Below are 16,205 nucleotides of genomic sequence, written 5' to 3' on the forward strand. Positions count from 1 at the left end.
GGGGGCCCCCCGGGGGGCGCGCCCCCCCGCCGACTCCACCCCCCGCCGGGGGCCGGGGGGGCGGGCCCCCACCCGGTGGGGGGGGGGGGGGGGGGCCCGGCCCCCCCCCCCCACCCGGAGGGCCTCAGCCCGGGGCGACCGCCCGGCCCGTCTGAGGCGAAATCATCCCCGCGCACAGCCCGCGGCTCGCCAGGGTCTGCGCGATCCGCGGGATCGCGGCCAGGGTGTTGCCCGGCCATTCGTGCATCAGGATGATCTGGCCGTTGCCGAGCCGGGCGTTGGCCGCGACGATCGCGTCGACGCTCGCGTTGTTCCAGTCCTGCGAATCGACGTCCCAGATGATCTGCCGGAGACCGTATTTCGCTTCGACGGCCTGCAGTGTCCCGTTCGTTTCGCCGTACGGCGGGCGGAAGAGCTTCGGTGTACCCCCGCCGGCCGCCGCGATCGCCTGCTGCGTCCGGGAAACCTCGGAGTCCATCTGGGACTGGCTCTGCTGAGTGAGGTGGGGGTGGGTGTAGCTGTGGTTGCCGACCCACATGCCCGCGCTCACCTGCGCCCGCACCTGGGCCGGGTACGCGGCGGCGTACTGGCCCTCGTTGAACATGGTCGCCCGCAACCCGTTCTGCCGCAAGGCGTTCAGCAGCGCGGGGGTGTGCGCGTTCGACGGCCCGTCATCGAAGGTGAGGCCGACGTACCCGCCACAGGCGGCAGCGTGCGCCGGTGCGACGGAGGTCATGGTCGTCACGGCCAAGGCGGCCGCCAGGATCCAGGGGCGCATCGGTCAGCCCACCGTCAGGTTGGAGTTGCCGCTGCTCTGGTAGCCCTCGGTGGCGAGGATCATGTAGTAGTTGAAGCTGCCGAGCCGCATGCCGTAGCGCGCCCAGGCGTCGAAGTGGTTCCCGGTGGTGATGGTGCCCCCGGTCTTCTTCTGCTGCCGCACGGACCAGTACTGGTTGAAGGTCTTGGTCCCCTCGACCGACGGCGCGTTGTACCGCGTGGTCTGGTAGATGTCGTAGGTGCCGCCATCGCTGGTGACGGTGCCCTTGTAGGTCCCGGTCGGCCGGTAGGTGCCCCAGTTGTCGACGATGTAGTACTCGACGAGCGGGTTCGAGGTCCAGCCGTAGAGGGCGAGATAGCCGTTGCCGGAGGGGTTGAAGCTGCCGGAGTAGTTCACGGTCCGCCGGCTCCCGTTGCTCCACCCCTTGCCCCCGACGAAGTTCCCGACGTTGCTCCAGTTCATCCGGTAGTTCCCGCCGGAGCCGAGCGTCATCTGGACCGAGCCACCGCCATCGGTCCAGAAGGAGTAGTAGTAGCCACCGTTGTTCCCGGTCTGGCTGGTGCTGATGACGGTATCGGCCCGGGCAACCCCGGGCAGGAGCGTGGCGATGAGCGCAAGGGCGGCCCCACCGGCGAACACCCTGAAGCGATTCTTGGCGAGCATGCTTCCTCCTCGTCGAGGCTGGGATGGCGAAAGCATGCGTTCGGAGTGTTCGGTGGGGCAATAACTTTCGGAAAGTTTCGAGAGTACGGCAGGGTTTCCCGTCAACCCGCCCGGCGACGCCGGCGAAGATCGCGCCGCCGCGCGAGCAGCCGGATCCACGCTCGCCCACCGGAGGTTTCGACGGCCCGGTAGGTGTCGGCACCGCTCCGTTCACTGTGCCTGACAACTTCATCGAAGATCCAGTCCGACGCGATCACGGCGAGCACAGCGGTGGTTTTCGCCAGGGCACGTTTCAGCTCGAGCGTGTCGAGCAACTGCTGAGCATGAAGAATCGCCGAACCGGTGACGCCGTGATCGTCATAGGAGACTTCTCCGGCATGCAGAGCCAACCTGAGCCGAATGCATTCCGGCGGCGGGTGCATTCTGTTGTGAGCCGCGATTTCGTCGGCGAGCGCTCCGAGGAGCAGATCGACGAAGAGAGCTTTCGAAATCTGCGCGGGAGCCAGCACGAGCACACCGTCACCCAGATCCGCCCGCCAACAGACGGCCCAGGGAATTCGAGCCGCGATGAAAGCGTGCTCGACGGCCCGATACATGCCCCGCCGGACCCGAACCTTGTTGGGGTTCGTTCTACTCCGGAGCCCGAACCCCTCGACGTCGACGACCACGATCGTGCAGTGGGCGGTGTGCAGCCCGAGACTGCCCCGCCAGTCGACCCCGGCGGGCTCCATCTCCCGCGCCTGAGCGACGCCGATCGCGCCGGGGACATGTCCGGGTCGAGACCAGACCGGCCCGGAGGTCCGGCCTGCCGGCCGGACCTCCGGGGGGGTTGTCCCCGGCTCGAACACGTGGCCTCCTTCGGCCAGCGCGACGCTCGATCAACGGGCGCCGACCAGGGCATTTAGGTCTAGCTCGACTGAACGCCCAGGCACACGAAGACGCCAACTGGCGTATATGACAGACTACGGAACCAGATGTACTACCGCTAGTGCATCGGTCCATGGTTGGGTTACCGTAACCGTCGACCATGCCCACTCGTGTCCGCAGCTCAGTCTGCACGTGCAGAAGGTCGTGAAGCCCATGGAGGTCTTCGTCTGTACCGCGCCACGTCGGCCGTACGACCACTTCGGACACTGACGAGCACGACATGACCATCCCTTCCTCGCCGGTCGTCGCCTCCTGGGAACTTGCCCTACGCCTCAAACGACGGCGTGAACAGCTGGGGATCGAAGTCCGGACGATCACCGACACAGTCGGCTTTTCCCGGAATTACTGGTCTGCCGTCGAGAACGAGCGAAAAATACTCTCCCCGGAAGCGCTCGCACGCATCATCGAGCTGTTCGAATTCGACGAAGAAGAAAAGCAGGAGCTGCTCGCACTGCGCGCGGCCGCCAAGGAGCGCGGCTGGTGGTCACGCTATTCAGCACTCTTCGACAGCGATATCCAACGACTGTACGGATTAGAGCAAGGCGCCCTCAGCATGCGAGACTATGAAAGTCTCCTTATTCCGGGGCTGATGCAGACCGCCGATTACATCAGGGCGATCATGATGCCCGATGTGACGGTACGCCAGGTCGAAGTCGACCAGCGGGTCCAAGCCCGGCTTCGTCGTCAAGAACGGCTCATGAACCCCGACGACCCCTTCACCTTGACCGCTGTGATCAGCGAGGCCGCACTGCGACAGCAGATCGGGGGCAAGCGAGTGCTTCGCGACCAGCTCACACACCTGGGCAACCTGATCGAGGAGCATCCGGAAGCCCTCGACGTCCGGATCATTCCGTTCACCGCCACCGCGTGCGGCCTTTTCGGCGCAGCTACGGTCCACCTCATCGATTTCGACAACCCGCAACTACCAACCCTGGCTTGGCAGGAAACCGTGACAGCCTGGGGCATAATCGACGATTCAACTCAGGTTCGAAACATTACCACAGCCTATGACGACGCATATCGCCGCGCCTTGAACAGGGAGCAATCCCTGCAAATTATTCGGAATCATGCGAGGGAACTCGACTGACGAACGCAACGCCGTTCTTCTTCGTCGCCCAGCCGAAGTGCGCGAAGCAACAGCAGCTACTCGAACACCGAATGCTCCTCGCGTACCGCCACGGCCGAGGCCACAGCATCACTCCGGCCAACAAAGACGTTATTTGCCGCTCCGAACATCGAGCACCTCCTTAACCATTCGGAATCACGCAAAGGAACCCGGTTGACGAACGCAACGCCATCCCCCTCCCCGTCCGGCAGCAGTGCGTGGTTCAAGAGCAGTCATTCAAACGCCAGCGGCAGTTGCCTCGAAGTCCGCATCACGACCGATGCCACTCTCGTTCGTGACAGCAAAGACCCCCGGCCGACTTCACCGGTGATCCAGTTCGAGCAGAGCGCATGGTCGTCTTTCCTGCGCGTCGTGGCTACCGAAGCTCCCTGAAAGCCGGGTTGAGGGCGCTGCTCCGGCGCCCTCAACCCAGCGCGAGGCCGTCTGCCCGACCCGTGCTCGCTTCCGGCCCGAACAACCGGACCCACGCCTGCCCCGATGTCTCCTTCTCCTGTACGAACACCGGCCGATACTGCTCGGGCCGACTCACCGGACTGTGCCGGATGATTTCGTCGTAGAACCAAGCCGAAGCGATCATCGCGAGATCTCCACCCGCATCGGCCAGCGCATCCCCCAGCACCCCGGAGTGCAGCAGTCGGAAGGCGTGCACCATGGCAGCTCCTGTCCGGCCGTGAGCGTCATAACTCACTTCTCCGGCGTGCAATGCCGCCCGAAGGAAGATCCTCTCCGGTAGCCGGTGCATGCGGTTGTGCCCGGCCAAGAGAGCCGTGAGCGCCGCCGGGACCAGCTCGCTGAACACCGCCTTCGGATACTCGGCGGGCACCAGCACGAGCACCCCATCGCCGAGGTCGGCGTGGTAGCAGTCGCCCCACGAAACGCCGCTGGCCACCAACGCCTGCTGGACCACCTGGTAGAGACCCGCCCGAAGGGTCAGCCGGTGCATGTTGGTCCGGTCGACCGCGGCGAACCCGTCGACTTCGACGATGAAGATGGTGTGGTGGACCGGATCCGCCACCGGCTCCACGACCGAGGGCGGCGACGTCCCCCGAAGCCACTGCCACACATCCGTCCACGACATGACGAGATCGTGAACTCGCCCGGTGGACACTTCGCTTGCCGCTTGCTGGACAAATTCTTGACAGCCACTCGACCCGCGCTGAAACGCGCCGGTCGGCGGGTTACGGTGCTGGCAGGTAGTCCTGCCGGGGTGGACGGGAAACCCGATGGAATTCCGGATCCTGGGGCCCGTGGAGCTGCTGCTCGGCGACCGGAAGGTCGCGCTCGGGCGGGCCAAGGAACGGTCCCTGCTGGGTGTGCTGATGCTCCACCACGGCAAGGTCGTCACCGTCCGGACCGTCACCGAAGCACTCTGGGACGACAACCCGCCCGGCCACGCCAGGAACGACCTCCAGACCTACGTCAGCCGCCTCCGGGCCCGCCTGCGCGGCTTCGGGGTCTCCGCGCGGATCGTCACCCAGCGCGCCGGCTACCAGTTCCTGCCCGAAAACGACTACCTCGACTACGCGCGCTTCAAGACCTTGATCCGTGACGGCGAACAAGCCCGGCAAACCGGACGGCTCGACGAGGCCGCGAACGCGCTGCGGAAAGCGATGGACCTCTGGCGGGGCCCCGTGGTCGAAGACCTCGGCAGCGTCTGGATGGAACAGAAGCGGGAAGACCTCGACCGCTACGACCGGGTCGCCGCCTACCAGGCGTTGTGCGCCGTCGAGCTCGATCGCCGCAACTACCGCGAAGTTCTGCGGATCCTCGACGAAGCCATGGTCGACCACGAGCTCGACACCCGGTACATCGCGCAACGGCTCACCGCGCTGAACGGGCTCGGGCACTACGAAGTCTTCGACACCTACTGGAAACACGTCTACGACCGGTTCGCGCGGTCGTTCGGGACCGGGCCCGGCCAGGAACTGCAGGACGTGCACCAGCAGCTGCTGCAGTACCGGGACTCGCCCACGCCGGCCGACCGCCACCGCACCCAGGCCGCCCTCCGCGCGCTGCCGCCCGCCCAGCTTCCGTCGACGGTCAGCCAGTTCGTCGACCGCGACGAAGATCTGGCCCGGCTGAACGCCCTTTTCCTGCGCTCCCGGGTCAGCGGCCCGCCCGCGACGCTCATCGTCGCCGTCACCGGGGCGGCCGGCGCCGGCAAGACGGAGCTGGGACTGCACTGGGCGCACGCCGTCCGCGAGCGGTTCCCCCACGGCCAGCTGCACGCGGATCTCGCCGGGTACGCCACCGGCCCGCCCCGCGAGCCCGCCGACGTGCTCGCCGAATTCCTCGACGCGCTGGGGGTCGCCACCGACGCCGTACCCGCGAGCCTGAGCGCCCGGACCAGGATGCTGCGGACCCTGCTCGACGACCGCCGGGTGCTGCTCTTCCTCGACAACGCAAGGGATTCCAGGCAGATCGTGCCGCTGCTGCCGGGCAGTGCGCACTCCGTGGTCGTCGTGACCAGCCGGCATCGGCTGAGCGACCTCGTGACCCACCACGGCGCCTACCGGCTGGAGGTCGCCCCCTTCACCGAAGCCGAGATCGAGCCCCTGCTCGAGAGCCTGCTCCGCGACTCCCCGGCCGCCCCGCCCGATCCGGCGACGGTACTCATGCTGACCGGCGGCACTCCGCAGGCCGTCCGCACCCTCGCCGAACTCTTGCCCGGCGGCCTGCCGACCCCGGCTGAGCTCCTGCTGGCCGGCGAACTGGCGTCGGGCACGATCCTGACGTCATTGTTGTGGTCCTATCGCGCCCTGGGCCCGCCGGCGACCCGGCTCTTCCGCTTGCTCGCGCTCACCATCGGCCCCGGCATCTCCCTGGAAGCGATCCGCACCCTCGGCCAGACCGACGACGAGACCACGCGCGGTGCGGTCACCGCGCTCGGCTCCCTGTACCTTCTCGGCCGGGAAGAGGGCCGCTACCGGATGGACGTCCTCACTCGCGCGGCCGGCGAACGGCTCGCGCTCGCCCACGACTCCCCCGCCGATCGCCGTCAGGCCGAGGCGCGGCTCCTCGACTGGTACATCGCCCGCGTCACGGACGTCGCCGAGGTCCTGTCGCCCGCCCTGCGGCGCACGGCCGAGCTGCCCCAGGCCGGGCACCTGCCGGATTATGCTGCGGCGCAAGACTTTCTGGCCGACGAGGAGGCCAGTCTGTGTGCCGCGATCCGCCGTGCGGCGGACTCCAGCCCGGCCCGTGCGGTGACGTTGCTCCGGCTGGTGCGGCCCCACCTGGCCATCGGCGACACGGCAGCCGAATGGCGCGAAGCCGTCGAGGCGGTTTTGCTCGCCACCCGTGCCGAACACGACCTCGACGCCGAGGGGCAGGCCTGGGCGGGACTGGCACGGATCCACCACGCGCTCGGTGATCCGGAGAAGACCGAGGAGTCCCTCGAGCTGGCGAGCGCGATCTTCCACAACACCGGCAACAGCCGCGACCAGTCCGAAGTCTTCCTCCTGCTCGCCCGTCATGCGCAGGACACCGGGGACCCGAGCCGAGCCGAGTCGTGCTTGCGCCAGGCCCTCGAAATCCAGCACAGCCTGAACGAACCCGCCCAGTGCGCCGCGGCCCACGGCGCGCTCGGCACGCACCTGCGCCGTCAGGACGAGCTGGCGGAAGCCGAAACACATCTGTCCCACGCGAAAATGCTGTACGCCGAGCTGGGCGACCACCGGCGCCACGCCGCGATGGCGCTGGAGCTCGGCCTGCTGAGCCGCCGCTCCGGCCGGACCACGGAGGCCATCCGGCAGTTCACCGAAGCGGTCGCGCTGCACGAGAAGTACCCAGCCGACCACGAGCGGACGCTCGCGGCCCTGGTCGAGCTGAGCGAAGCCGCATGCGACGCCGAAGAACACCACGACGTCCTGCTGTCCGCCCGGAAGGCGCTCGGGATTTCGCGGTCCGCCGACCACGTCCGGGTCGTCCGCGCGCTGGTGGCCCTGGTCCGGTCCCTGGCCGCGACCGGCCGGCAGGCCGAGGCGTGGAACGAGTCCCGCCAGACCATCGCGCTCGTCGCCGACATCGACGACCCGGTCCGCGACCACGTCCGCGAGCAGTTCACCCGGCTCGGGCTGTGGCCGCCCTCGGCTCGGGATTAGGGAAATTCCTGCTGATTCACCGTTAGCTTGACCCCAGTACTGTTTCCAAAAAGCAGGGGGTCAAATTCCATGAAACGCATCACCGCGGCCATAGCGCTCGGGTTCGCCGTGGCGGCGCTGCCGGTCGTCGCCGGGACGACGTCCGCCTCGGCGATCACCTGTGGCACCCAGTGGACGCAAGGTTCCTCCGGCCCGAACGCCCGCGACTACCAGTGGGGCAACTGCGGCGCCGCCGCCACGAAGATCAAGGCCTACTCCCTCACCTACGGCGGCGTCTTCAAGACCCTCATCGGCGAAAAGTGCGTCGCCGCCGGTGGGGTGGTCCCGTTGGGCGGGACCACCGACTGGCGCGTTCTCTCCTACACCGGCGAAGACACCGGCGCGGGCTGCTGACGCCACCGCGGCAAACGTCTTGAATGACTCATTCAGGACCTCCGAGGACCTGAATGAGTCATTCAAGACGCCCTACTCCCGCAGGCCGATCGCGTCGATGGGGCGGGCCCGCAGCGCCACCCACGTCGACAGCCCCATCGCCGCCAGCCCCAGCACTGCCGCGCCGCCGATGATTCCGAAGTAGACGGACAGCGGGCCCGACGGCAGCAAGCTCCCCCGCAGTCCCACGTTCAGCAAACCCAGTGGCACCAACGCAACCACCGTCCCCACGACCACCGCGACCCCGACCGTCACCAGAGCCTCGAGCCGCATCATGCGAGTCACCTGGCGACGTGTTGTGCCGACCAACCGCAGCAACGCGAACTCCCGCGACCGCTGCGCCGTCGTCAACACCAATGTGTTGGCCACCGAAATCGCCAGGTACCCGACGATCACGCCGACCGCGACCAGGTTCAGGTAGAACTGCGCCTGCCGTTCGCCGCCCTCGGGTGCCGGCGCCGACGAAGCCACCGTCAGCCCCGGGTACGGCAGCGCGCGCAGCGCCGTGGACACCGCCGTGGGATCCGCGTCCGGAGAACGCCGGACCAGCACCGAGTCGTCCAGCCGGCCGCCGTTGTGCTCGCGGGCCAGCGCCACCGGCAGCACGAAGTCGCCGAACGCCAGGTCGTGCGTGTACGTCGCCACCAGCCGCAGCTTCGCCGGGACGCCGTCGCCGAAGTAGAACGTGACCTCGTCGCCGATCTTCTTGTCCAGCCAATCGGCCTCCGAGCGGCTCAACGCGACCGTATCCCCGGCCAGGTCCGCGAGCCGCCCGCTGTCGACGCCCAGCTCCAGAGCACCACGCACCTGCTCGCCCGCCAGACCCTGCGCGGGCTTCCGCTGGACGTCCACGCTGTCACCCACCGTCGACACCGTGAGCACCGACGTCCGCACCACCGGCGTCGCCGCCGCGACCCCCGGCACCCGGGCGACCGCCGCGGCGACCTCGGGCGAGACACCCGCCGGGCCGCTCAGCACGTAGTCGGCCGTCGTCGAGCGGGCCGTCTCCTCCGCCGCGGCCGCCGTCGACGACGTCTGGCTGTAGAACGTCGCCAAGGCGAACGCGATCGACAGCATCAGCGGGGTCACCGCCGCCGCCAGCCGCCGGGTGTTGGCCTGGGCGTTCGCGCCGGCCAGGTACCCGCTGATCCGCCAGACCCGCCCCAGCACCGGCGCGAGCACCCGCACCGCCAGCCCGGTCACCTGCGGCCCGACCACGGCCAGCCCGATGACGACGACCAGCGTCGCCATCGTCGAGACCGCGGTCCCGATGTCGCCGCGCAGGAACAGCGGCACCAGCGCACCCCCGAAGCCCACGAGCACCAGGCCCCAGCCGGTGATCAGGCGGCCGCGGCCCAGCTCACGACGTTCGACCGCCGCCTCGCCGAGCGCTTCGACCGGCCGGATCATCGACGGCCGCCGCGACGCCGCCCACGCCGCCACCCGGGCCGCGCCCAGGCCCAGCAGCAGTGCCGCGACCGACGGCAGCGGGCTGATCGCCAGCCCGAAGTCGGCCGGGATCACGCCGATCGCGGCGAACGCGTCCCGCAGCCCCGACGCCACCGCCAGCCCCAGCGCGCCGCCCAGCACGCCGGCGACGAGCGCGACCAGCGTCGTTTCGGTGCCGATGAGCTTGCGGATCTGCTTCGGCGTCGCGGCGACCGCACGCAGCAGCGCGAACTCCCGGCGCCGCTGGTTGATCGTCAGGGCAAGCGTGCTCGCCACCACGAACACGGCCACGAGCAGGGCGAACCCGCCGAACGAGCCGGCGATGGCCAGCAGCAGCATCCGCGTCTGGCTGACGTCGAGGAACTCGACCGTGCTGCGCTCGACGCCGGTGGTGACCTCGGCGCCGTCCGCGATCGCGCCGATCCGCCCGGCGAGCGTCTCCGGCGTCACGCCGGGCTCGGCCAGCACGCCGATCGCGTGCGCCTGGCCGGGACGTCCGGCCAGTTCCGCCGCCTGGCCGGGGGTGAAGAACAGCGCCGACTGCCGCGAGAGGCCGTCGACGATGCCGCTCACCCGGAACGTCCGCGGCACCGACCGGGTCGCGATCCGCACCTGCCCGTCGACGCTGACACCCGCCCGCTGCGCGAGATCCGCGTCCAGGACGACCTCGTCGGCGGCCCCGGGCGCCCGGCCCGCGCGCAGCGTGAACGGCGCCAGCACGGCCGCGTCCCAGTTGTGGCCCAGGGACTGCGCGCCCCCGAGGACCTCCCCGGAAGCCGTCACGACCTGCGCCGGGAAGCTCTGCTCGGCCACCGCCGCGCGGACGCCGGGCACCGAGGCGATCCGGCCGGCCAGTGCCTCCGGGACCGACGGCTGCTCGCCGACCTGCTCGAACGTCAGCGCGTCGGCCCCCGGCGGGTGCACGCTCTGGGCACCGCCGACGACGACGGCCGCGGCGGCGTAGCGCTGGGTGGGGACGCCGGCGCGCAGGCCGGACTCCATGAGGACCCCGCAGCCCGCCACCAGGGCGGTGCCGCACAGGATCGCGATGAACGCGCCGGCGAACCCGCCGAGCCGCGTCCGGATCGTCTGCCAAGCCAAGGACAGCACGGTCACCACTCCCCGAGGTGCGTCATCCGCTCCGCAACCCGCTCGGGGGTGGGGTTCGGGAGGTGCCCGGCCAGCCGGCCGTCGGCGAGGAACAGGACGCCGTGCGCGGCCGAGGCGGCGACCGGGTCGTGGGTCACCATCAGCACCGTCTGGCCCATGCCGTCGACGACGGCGCGGAGCAGGTCCAGCACCTGCCGCGCGGTGCGGGTGTCGAGGGCGCCGGTCGGCTCGTCGGCCAGCACGACGTCGGGCCGGGCGATGAGCGCCCGGGCGATCGCGACGCGCTGCTGCTGCCCGCCGGACAGCTCCGCCGGGCGGTGCTCCAGCCGCTTCGCCATCCCGACGCCTTCGACGATTTCGCGCAGCCACTGCGGGTCCGGTTTGGTGCCCGCGAGCCGCAGCGGCAGCGTGATGTTCTGCAGCACGTTCAGCGACGGCATCAGGTTGTAGGCCTGGAACACGAACCCGACGCGGGTGCGCCGCAGCCGGGTCAGCTCGTTCTCCTTCAGCCGCCCGATCTCGGTGCCGCCGAGCAGCACCTTCCCCGACGTCGGCCGGTCCAGCCCGGCCGCGCAGTGCAGGAAGGTGCTCTTGCCCGAGCCCGACGGGCCCATCACGGCGGTGAACGTCCCCCGCGCCACGTTCGCCGTCACGCCGTCCAGCGCGGTGACGGCGCCGTCGCCGGAGCCGTACACCTTCCGCACCCCGGCCAGTTCCAGCGCATTCGCTGTCGTCATCGGTGATCCCCTTTGTTCTGTCCCCAGAAAACTAGGTCGGCGGGGCCGCCGGCTCGATCCTGTGGAGAGGTGGATCCGGGGTAGCGCCAGCACCACCACCGAGGTGGGGTGGGACACTGTCGCCGTGACGACCCGCCTGCGCGAGTGCTGGTCGGCGGCTCGTTACCTCGTGGTCGGCGCCGGCACGTCGCTGTTGTCGATCTTCGCCCTCGTGGGCCTCTTCGCCGTGCTCCTGCTGTGCCCGTTCGGCATCGGCATCCCGTCGCTGGCGCCGGCGATCAAGCTGGCGCGGTGGCCGGTCGGGGTCGACCGGCGCCGGGCCGCGCGCAAGCTCGGCGAGGCCATCCCCGAGCCGTACCGGGACGGCTCGCCGCTGAAGGACCCGGCGACCCGCCGCGACCTCGCGTGGCTCGCGATCCACGCCGCGACCGGGCTGCTGCTCGGCAGCCTGGCCGTCGGCCTCCCGCTCGGCGCGGTCCAGCAGGTCGTCACGGTGCTCATCTGGCCGGCGGTGCCCGGCGGGATCGAGGGCTCCCTCGGCATCGTGGTGAACTCGTGGCCGAACGCGGGGCTCGACCTGCTGGTCGCCGTCGCCATGGCCGCCGCGACGCTCTTGCTGCCGCGCGCCGCGCGCTGGCAGGCCCGCACCGCGCGGAAGCTGCTGCGGCCGGCGCCCGGCGTCGTCCTGGCCGACCGGGTCGCCGAACTGACCGCGACGCGGGCGGCCGCGCTGGAGGCGCACGGCGCCGAGCTGCGCCGCATCGAGCGTGACCTGCACGACGGCACCCAGGCGCGGATCGCCGCGGTCGTGCTGCAGCTGGGCATCGCCGGCCAGCTCTACGACCGCGACCCGGCCACCGTGCGCGACCTGCTGGTCAAGGCCCAGGACACCGCGACCGACGCGCTCGCCGAGCTGCGGACGGTCGTGCGCAGCATCTACCCGCCGCTGCTGAGCGAGCGCGGTCTCGCGGGCGCGGTGCGGGCGCTCGCCGAGCGCACGCCGGTGCCTGCCGCGGTCACCGTCGAGTACGAAACCGGCCGCCCGGCCGCCGTCGAGGCCGCCGCGTACTTCGTCGTCGCCGAGGCGCTGGCCAACATCACCAAGCACGCCGACGCGTCCACTGTGGACATCAAGCTCGGCGGCACGGCTTCCCTGCTGACCCTGGAGATCCGCGACGACGGCCGCGGCGGCGCCGACGAGAGGCGCGGCAGCGGGCTCCCCGGGATCCGGCGCCGCGCCGAAGCCTTCGACGGAACCCTCACCCTGACCAGCCCACCCGGTGGGCCGACCGTGCTGCGAGTGGAGCTGCCATGCGGGTCGTGATCGCCGAGGACGACGCGCTGCTGCGCGAAGGCCTCGCGCTGCTGCTGAAGACGGCGGGCATCGAAGTCGCCGCCACGTTCGACAACGCCGAGGACTTCCTCACCTTCGTCGAAGGCACCCGGCCGGACGCCGTCGTGATGGACGTCCGGATGCCGCCGACCCACCGTGACGAGGGCCTGCGTGCCGCCGTCCGCGCCCGCGAGATCCACCCGGGCCTGCCGGTGCTGGTGCTGTCGGCCCACGTGGAAACGAGCTACGCGGTCGAGCTGCTCGCCGACGGCGTCGGCGCGGTCGGTTACCTGCTCAAGGAGCGCGTCGGCAAGGTCGAGCGGTTCCTCGACGCGCTCGAGCGGGTCGCCAAGGGCGGGACGGCGATGGACCCGGAAGTCATCGGCCAGCTCATGGCACGCCGGCGCGCGGCGGACCCCCTGGACGCGTTGACCGCCCGCGAGCGCGAAGTGCTGTCGCTGATGGCCGAGGGCTACAACAACAGCACGATCGCCGAACTGCTCGTCGTCAGCGACGGCGCGGTGCTCAAGCACATCCGCAACATCTTCGCGAAGCTCGGCCTGCCGTCGGACGAAGGCGGCGGGCACCGCCGCGTGCTCGCGGTGCTCGCCTACCTCGGCCGGGACGCGGGGTAGCGCAGGCACCACCCCGGATCCGGGTGCGGACGGCATCGTTTCGGTTCTGGCCCGGCTCTAGCGTTTGGGCCATGACAAACACCAACGTCCCCGCCCGCACCGCGACCCCCTTCGTCCTCTGGCCGGTCCTGCTCGTCAGCGCCGCCGTCAACGCGATCGGCTCCTTCACCGGCCTGGCCGACCCGTTCCGGATCACCGCCGGCGCGATCGCGACGGTCGCCTTGGTCCTGCTGGTCGTCCACTACGTCCGGCGACGTCGATAGCCAGTGCCACGGCGACCAGGGCCGCGGCCACCCAGAACGGGTTCGCCGCTCCCGCGAGCACCGGGCCCGCCGTCGCGCCGACGTTGAGCGCGGCGGTCGCGTAGGAGCCCGCCATCGTCGGGGCGCCGGTGGCCAGGCGCAGGATCCGGGTGATCACCGTGCCGCCGACCGCGAAGGACAACGCACCCTGCGTGAACGCTTCGGCGACGAGCGCCGCGGGCACGTGGGCGGTGAAGGCCAGCACGACCCAGCCGGCGAGCAGCAGCGAGCCCCCGACCGTGACGACCCGCCCGGGCCACCGGTCGGCGAGGCGTCCCGCGGCCGTGACGCCGGCGAAGCACCCGGCCCCGAAGGCGGCGAGCACGACCGGCGCGGCGCTGCCGGCGACCGGCGCCAGGTAGGTGAAGACGCCGAAGGTGGCCGCGTTGACGAGCGCGCCGAGCAGAAGCACGCCGGCCAGGGGGCGGAGTGCCCGAAGTTCGCTCCGGAGGTCGGCGGTGCCGCCCGCCGGGGTGTCGGGAACGCGCGACACCGCCACGAAGGCGGGCAGGCAGAGCACGGCGACGGTCCAGAAGGCCGCACGCCAGCCGAAGGCGGCGTCGAGCAGCGCCCCACCGGGGATGCCGGCGACGCACGCCAAGGTCGTCCCGCCGAGCAGGACGGCGATGGCGCGACCCCGCCGGTCGACGGTCAGGGCGACGGCGAGGAACCCCGCGTTGGCGACGGCGGCGACCACCCGCGTCGCGAGCAGGACGGCGAAGGACGTCGTCAGGCCGCCGACGACGTGCGCGACGACGAAGAGGGCCAGGAAGATCCGCAAGGCGAGGCGCCGTCGCCAGGTCCGCGAGAGAGCGGCCATGAGCGGCGCGCCGGCGACCATGCCGGCGGCGAAGGCGGAGGTCAGGTAGCCGGCTTGCGCGAGCGAGACGTCGAGCGCGGCGGCGATGCCGGGCACGAGCCCGGCGAGCATGAATTCGGACGTGCCCATGGCGAACACGCCCAGGGCGAGGCAGTACAGGAACACAGCGAAGACTCCAGGGAGCACGAAGACGGTGGACGCTTCGTGGTCACCCGGGACCCGGGCGTGCGGGAGTTACCGGGCCACCGGCATGACCGGCGGCCCCACCCTGGACGCTTCGGGGCTCGACATGGTCCCGACCTTACCGGTTACGGTGAGCCGTGGCGGAACTCGAGGAGACGGTCGCGCGGCTGGACCTGCGCCTGGAACCGATCGCGAAGCGTCCCATCGACCTCTCGGACCCGGCGTGGCAGGAGAAGCTGCGCGCCGCGGAGCCCCTGGACGAAGCCGGGATCCGCGCCGAGGCCGAGGAAGCGTTGCGAGCACTGCTCGACCGTTACGAGCACGGCGACGACGAGACGCGCACCGCCGTGCGCGCGATGTTCGACCGGTACTCGTCGTTCTGCTGGGCCGCCCACCTCCCGGGAGCGGACTTCCGCACCCGGCTCCTGCACCTGTCGGCCCGCGACCACGGCCGCGATACCCGCGACGAAATCCTGGCGCTGAACGACCTTTGCACCGAGGCGCGCGCGGCGGGCGTGGACATCGGGCCGCTGCTGCGTGAAGTCGCGGATCTGTCGAGCACGGTGGACAAGTACGGCATGGGCTCGATGCGGGACATCCTGCTGCGCTGCGCGGGATAGCTCAGGCCCGGATCGCCGCGCGAACGTCGCGTGCTTTCACACCGCCCCGGCGCCCCGGAAGCTGGCCCGGTAGGCCTGCGGGCTCGTCCCCACCACCCGCTTGAACCGCTCCCGGAACGCCCCCGGCGACCCGAACCCCACCTGCGCCGCGATCCGATCCACCGGATCACCTGTCGCCTCCAGCAGGTGCTGGGCGCGCCGGACCCGGGCGCGCAGCAGCCACTGCAGCGGTGTCGTCCCCGTCTGCTCGCGGAAGCGCCGGTTCAACGTCCTCGTGCTCATCCCCACCCGCGCCGCGACTCCGGACAGCGTCAGCTCCGCCGCGCAGTTCTCCTCCATCCACGCCAGCACCGGCTCCAGCTCGGACCCGCGGGGCGTCGGCGGTGCGTCGTGGGCGATGAACTGGGCCTGGCCGCCCTCGCGCTCCAGGGGCATCACCGACAGCCGGGCCGCTTCGGCCGCCACCGCCGAACCGTGGTCGCGGCGGATCAGGTGCAGGCACAGGTCCAGGCCCGCCGCCGCGCCCGCCGAGCTGAGGAGCTGCCCGTTGTCCACGTAGAGCACGTCCGGATCGACGTCGACCGCCGGGTACAGCCGGGCCAGCTCGGGAGCGGCCGCCCAGTGGGTCGTCGCGCGCAGGCCGTCCAGCAGGCCCGTCTCGGCCAGCACGAACGCCCCCGAGCAGATCGACGCGATCCGCGCTCCCCGCGCCGCCGCCGACCGAAGCGCCAAGACGACCTCGACCGGAAGAGCCGGGTTCGACGCCCGGCCCGGCACGATGATCGTGTCCGCGTCGGCCAGACCACCCAGGTCCCACGGCGGCCGCAGCGTGAACATCCCCGCGTCGAGCTCGGGCTCGGGTCCGCAGATGCGGACCTCGTAGGCCGGTGAGCCGTGCAGGAGCGTCCGCGAGAAGACCTCGATGGGCGTCGCCAGGTCGAACGGGACGACCTGGTCCAGCGCGAGGACCGCCACGATGTGCATGCC

General features: G+C 70.7%; 16 protein-coding genes. 8 read left to right on the plus strand and 8 right to left on the minus strand.

Annotated elements, in window-relative coordinates; translation table 11 throughout:
• Nucleotides 1-124 precede the first annotated feature (124 nt).
• From QQ657_RS36685 to QQ657_RS36695, 3 genes are all read right to left on the minus strand, one after another.
• Nucleotides 125-778, minus strand: coding sequence for a polysaccharide deacetylase family protein (locus tag QQ657_RS36685; protein ID WP_284746917.1), 654 nt, complete (start codon nucleotides 776-778; stop codon nucleotides 125-127).
• A 3-nt stretch (nucleotides 779-781) separates the two neighbouring features.
• Nucleotides 782-1,441: a glycoside hydrolase family 11 protein gene (locus QQ657_RS36690; protein ID WP_284746918.1), complete on the minus strand. Its 660-nt coding sequence runs from the start codon at nucleotides 1,439-1,441 to the stop codon at nucleotides 782-784.
• 101 nt (nucleotides 1,442-1,542) lie between these two features.
• Nucleotides 1,543-2,289 (minus strand): hypothetical protein, encoded by a 747-nt coding sequence (locus tag QQ657_RS36695; protein ID WP_284746919.1) that lies wholly within the window; start codon nucleotides 2,287-2,289, stop codon nucleotides 1,543-1,545.
• Nucleotides 2,290-2,588: 299 nt separating this feature from the next.
• Here QQ657_RS36695 and QQ657_RS36700 point away from each other — a divergent pair, with 299 nt between their 5' ends.
• Complete coding sequence (locus tag QQ657_RS36700; RefSeq protein ID WP_284746920.1) at nucleotides 2,589-3,455, plus strand: Scr1 family TA system antitoxin-like transcriptional regulator; 867 nt, start codon at nucleotides 2,589-2,591, stop codon at nucleotides 3,453-3,455.
• Nucleotides 3,456-3,647: 192 nt separating this feature from the next.
• Nucleotides 3,648-3,866 (plus strand): DUF397 domain-containing protein, encoded by a 219-nt coding sequence (locus QQ657_RS36705; RefSeq protein WP_284746921.1) that lies wholly within the window; start codon nucleotides 3,648-3,650, stop codon nucleotides 3,864-3,866.
• A 31-nt stretch (nucleotides 3,867-3,897) separates the two neighbouring features.
• On the opposite strand, the gene QQ657_RS36710 is transcribed toward QQ657_RS36705, so the two are convergent.
• A complete protein-coding gene (locus QQ657_RS36710; RefSeq protein ID WP_284746922.1) occupies nucleotides 3,898-4,509 on the minus strand; it encodes a hypothetical protein in 612 nt (203 codons plus the stop codon).
• A 208-nt stretch (nucleotides 4,510-4,717) separates the two neighbouring features.
• On the opposite strand from QQ657_RS36710, the gene QQ657_RS36715 reads away from it, so the two are divergent.
• On the plus strand, nucleotides 4,718-7,597 hold the full coding sequence (locus QQ657_RS36715) for an AfsR/SARP family transcriptional regulator (protein ID WP_284746923.1): 2,880 nt from the start codon (nucleotides 4,718-4,720) through the stop codon (nucleotides 7,595-7,597).
• A 69-nt stretch (nucleotides 7,598-7,666) separates the two neighbouring features.
• A complete protein-coding gene (locus QQ657_RS36720) occupies nucleotides 7,667-7,990 on the plus strand; it encodes a hypothetical protein (protein ID WP_284746924.1) in 324 nt (107 codons plus the stop codon).
• A gap of 72 nt (nucleotides 7,991-8,062) precedes the next feature.
• Here QQ657_RS36720 and QQ657_RS36725 read toward each other — a convergent pair whose 3' ends face one another.
• Together QQ657_RS36725 and QQ657_RS36730 are read right to left on the minus strand one after the other, a co-directional pair.
• The gene (locus QQ657_RS36725) at nucleotides 8,063-10,588 is read right to left on the minus strand and encodes an ABC transporter permease (RefSeq protein WP_284747043.1); all 2,526 of its coding nucleotides are present in this window, start codon (nucleotides 10,586-10,588) and stop codon (nucleotides 8,063-8,065) included.
• Nucleotides 10,589-10,590: 2 nt separating this feature from the next.
• Nucleotides 10,591-11,325, minus strand: a complete 735-nt coding sequence (locus QQ657_RS36730) for an ABC transporter ATP-binding protein (protein ID WP_284746925.1) — start codon at nucleotides 11,323-11,325, stop codon at nucleotides 10,591-10,593.
• 124 nt (nucleotides 11,326-11,449) lie between these two features.
• On the opposite strand from QQ657_RS36730, the gene QQ657_RS36735 reads away from it, so the two are divergent.
• The 3 genes from QQ657_RS36735 to QQ657_RS36745 all read left to right on the plus strand — a co-directional run bounded on the left by QQ657_RS36735 (nucleotide 11,450) and on the right by QQ657_RS36745 (nucleotide 13,556).
• On the plus strand, nucleotides 11,450-12,649 hold the full coding sequence (locus QQ657_RS36735; RefSeq protein ID WP_284746926.1) for a sensor histidine kinase: 1,200 nt from the start codon (nucleotides 11,450-11,452) through the stop codon (nucleotides 12,647-12,649).
• A complete protein-coding gene (locus QQ657_RS36740; protein ID WP_284746927.1) occupies nucleotides 12,637-13,293 on the plus strand; it encodes a response regulator in 657 nt (218 codons plus the stop codon). The genes QQ657_RS36735 and QQ657_RS36740 overlap by 13 nt, the downstream gene beginning before the upstream one ends.
• 71 nt (nucleotides 13,294-13,364) lie before the next feature.
• A complete protein-coding gene (locus tag QQ657_RS36745; RefSeq protein ID WP_284746928.1) occupies nucleotides 13,365-13,556 on the plus strand; it encodes a hypothetical protein in 192 nt (63 codons plus the stop codon).
• Here the strand turns inward: QQ657_RS36745 and QQ657_RS36750 are convergent.
• On the minus strand, nucleotides 13,486-14,544 hold the full coding sequence (locus tag QQ657_RS36750; RefSeq protein ID WP_434056817.1) for an MFS transporter: 1,059 nt from the start codon (nucleotides 14,542-14,544) through the stop codon (nucleotides 13,486-13,488). The genes QQ657_RS36745 and QQ657_RS36750 overlap by 71 nt on opposite strands.
• 191 nt (nucleotides 14,545-14,735) lie before the next feature.
• Here QQ657_RS36750 and QQ657_RS36755 point away from each other — a divergent pair, with 191 nt between their 5' ends.
• Nucleotides 14,736-15,218, plus strand: coding sequence for a hypothetical protein (locus QQ657_RS36755; RefSeq protein WP_284746930.1), 483 nt, complete (start codon nucleotides 14,736-14,738; stop codon nucleotides 15,216-15,218).
• A 36-nt stretch (nucleotides 15,219-15,254) separates the two neighbouring features.
• Here the strand turns inward: QQ657_RS36755 and QQ657_RS36760 are convergent, their stop codons facing one another.
• Nucleotides 15,255-16,202 (minus strand): GlxA family transcriptional regulator, encoded by a 948-nt coding sequence (locus QQ657_RS36760; RefSeq protein WP_284746931.1) that lies wholly within the window; start codon nucleotides 16,200-16,202, stop codon nucleotides 15,255-15,257.
• Between the last annotated feature and the right edge of the window lie 3 nt (nucleotides 16,203-16,205).

Source organism: Amycolatopsis ponsaeliensis, assembly GCF_030182635.1.
In the GTDB taxonomy this organism is placed as follows: Bacteria; Actinomycetota; Actinomycetes; order Mycobacteriales; family Pseudonocardiaceae; genus Amycolatopsis; species Amycolatopsis ponsaeliensis.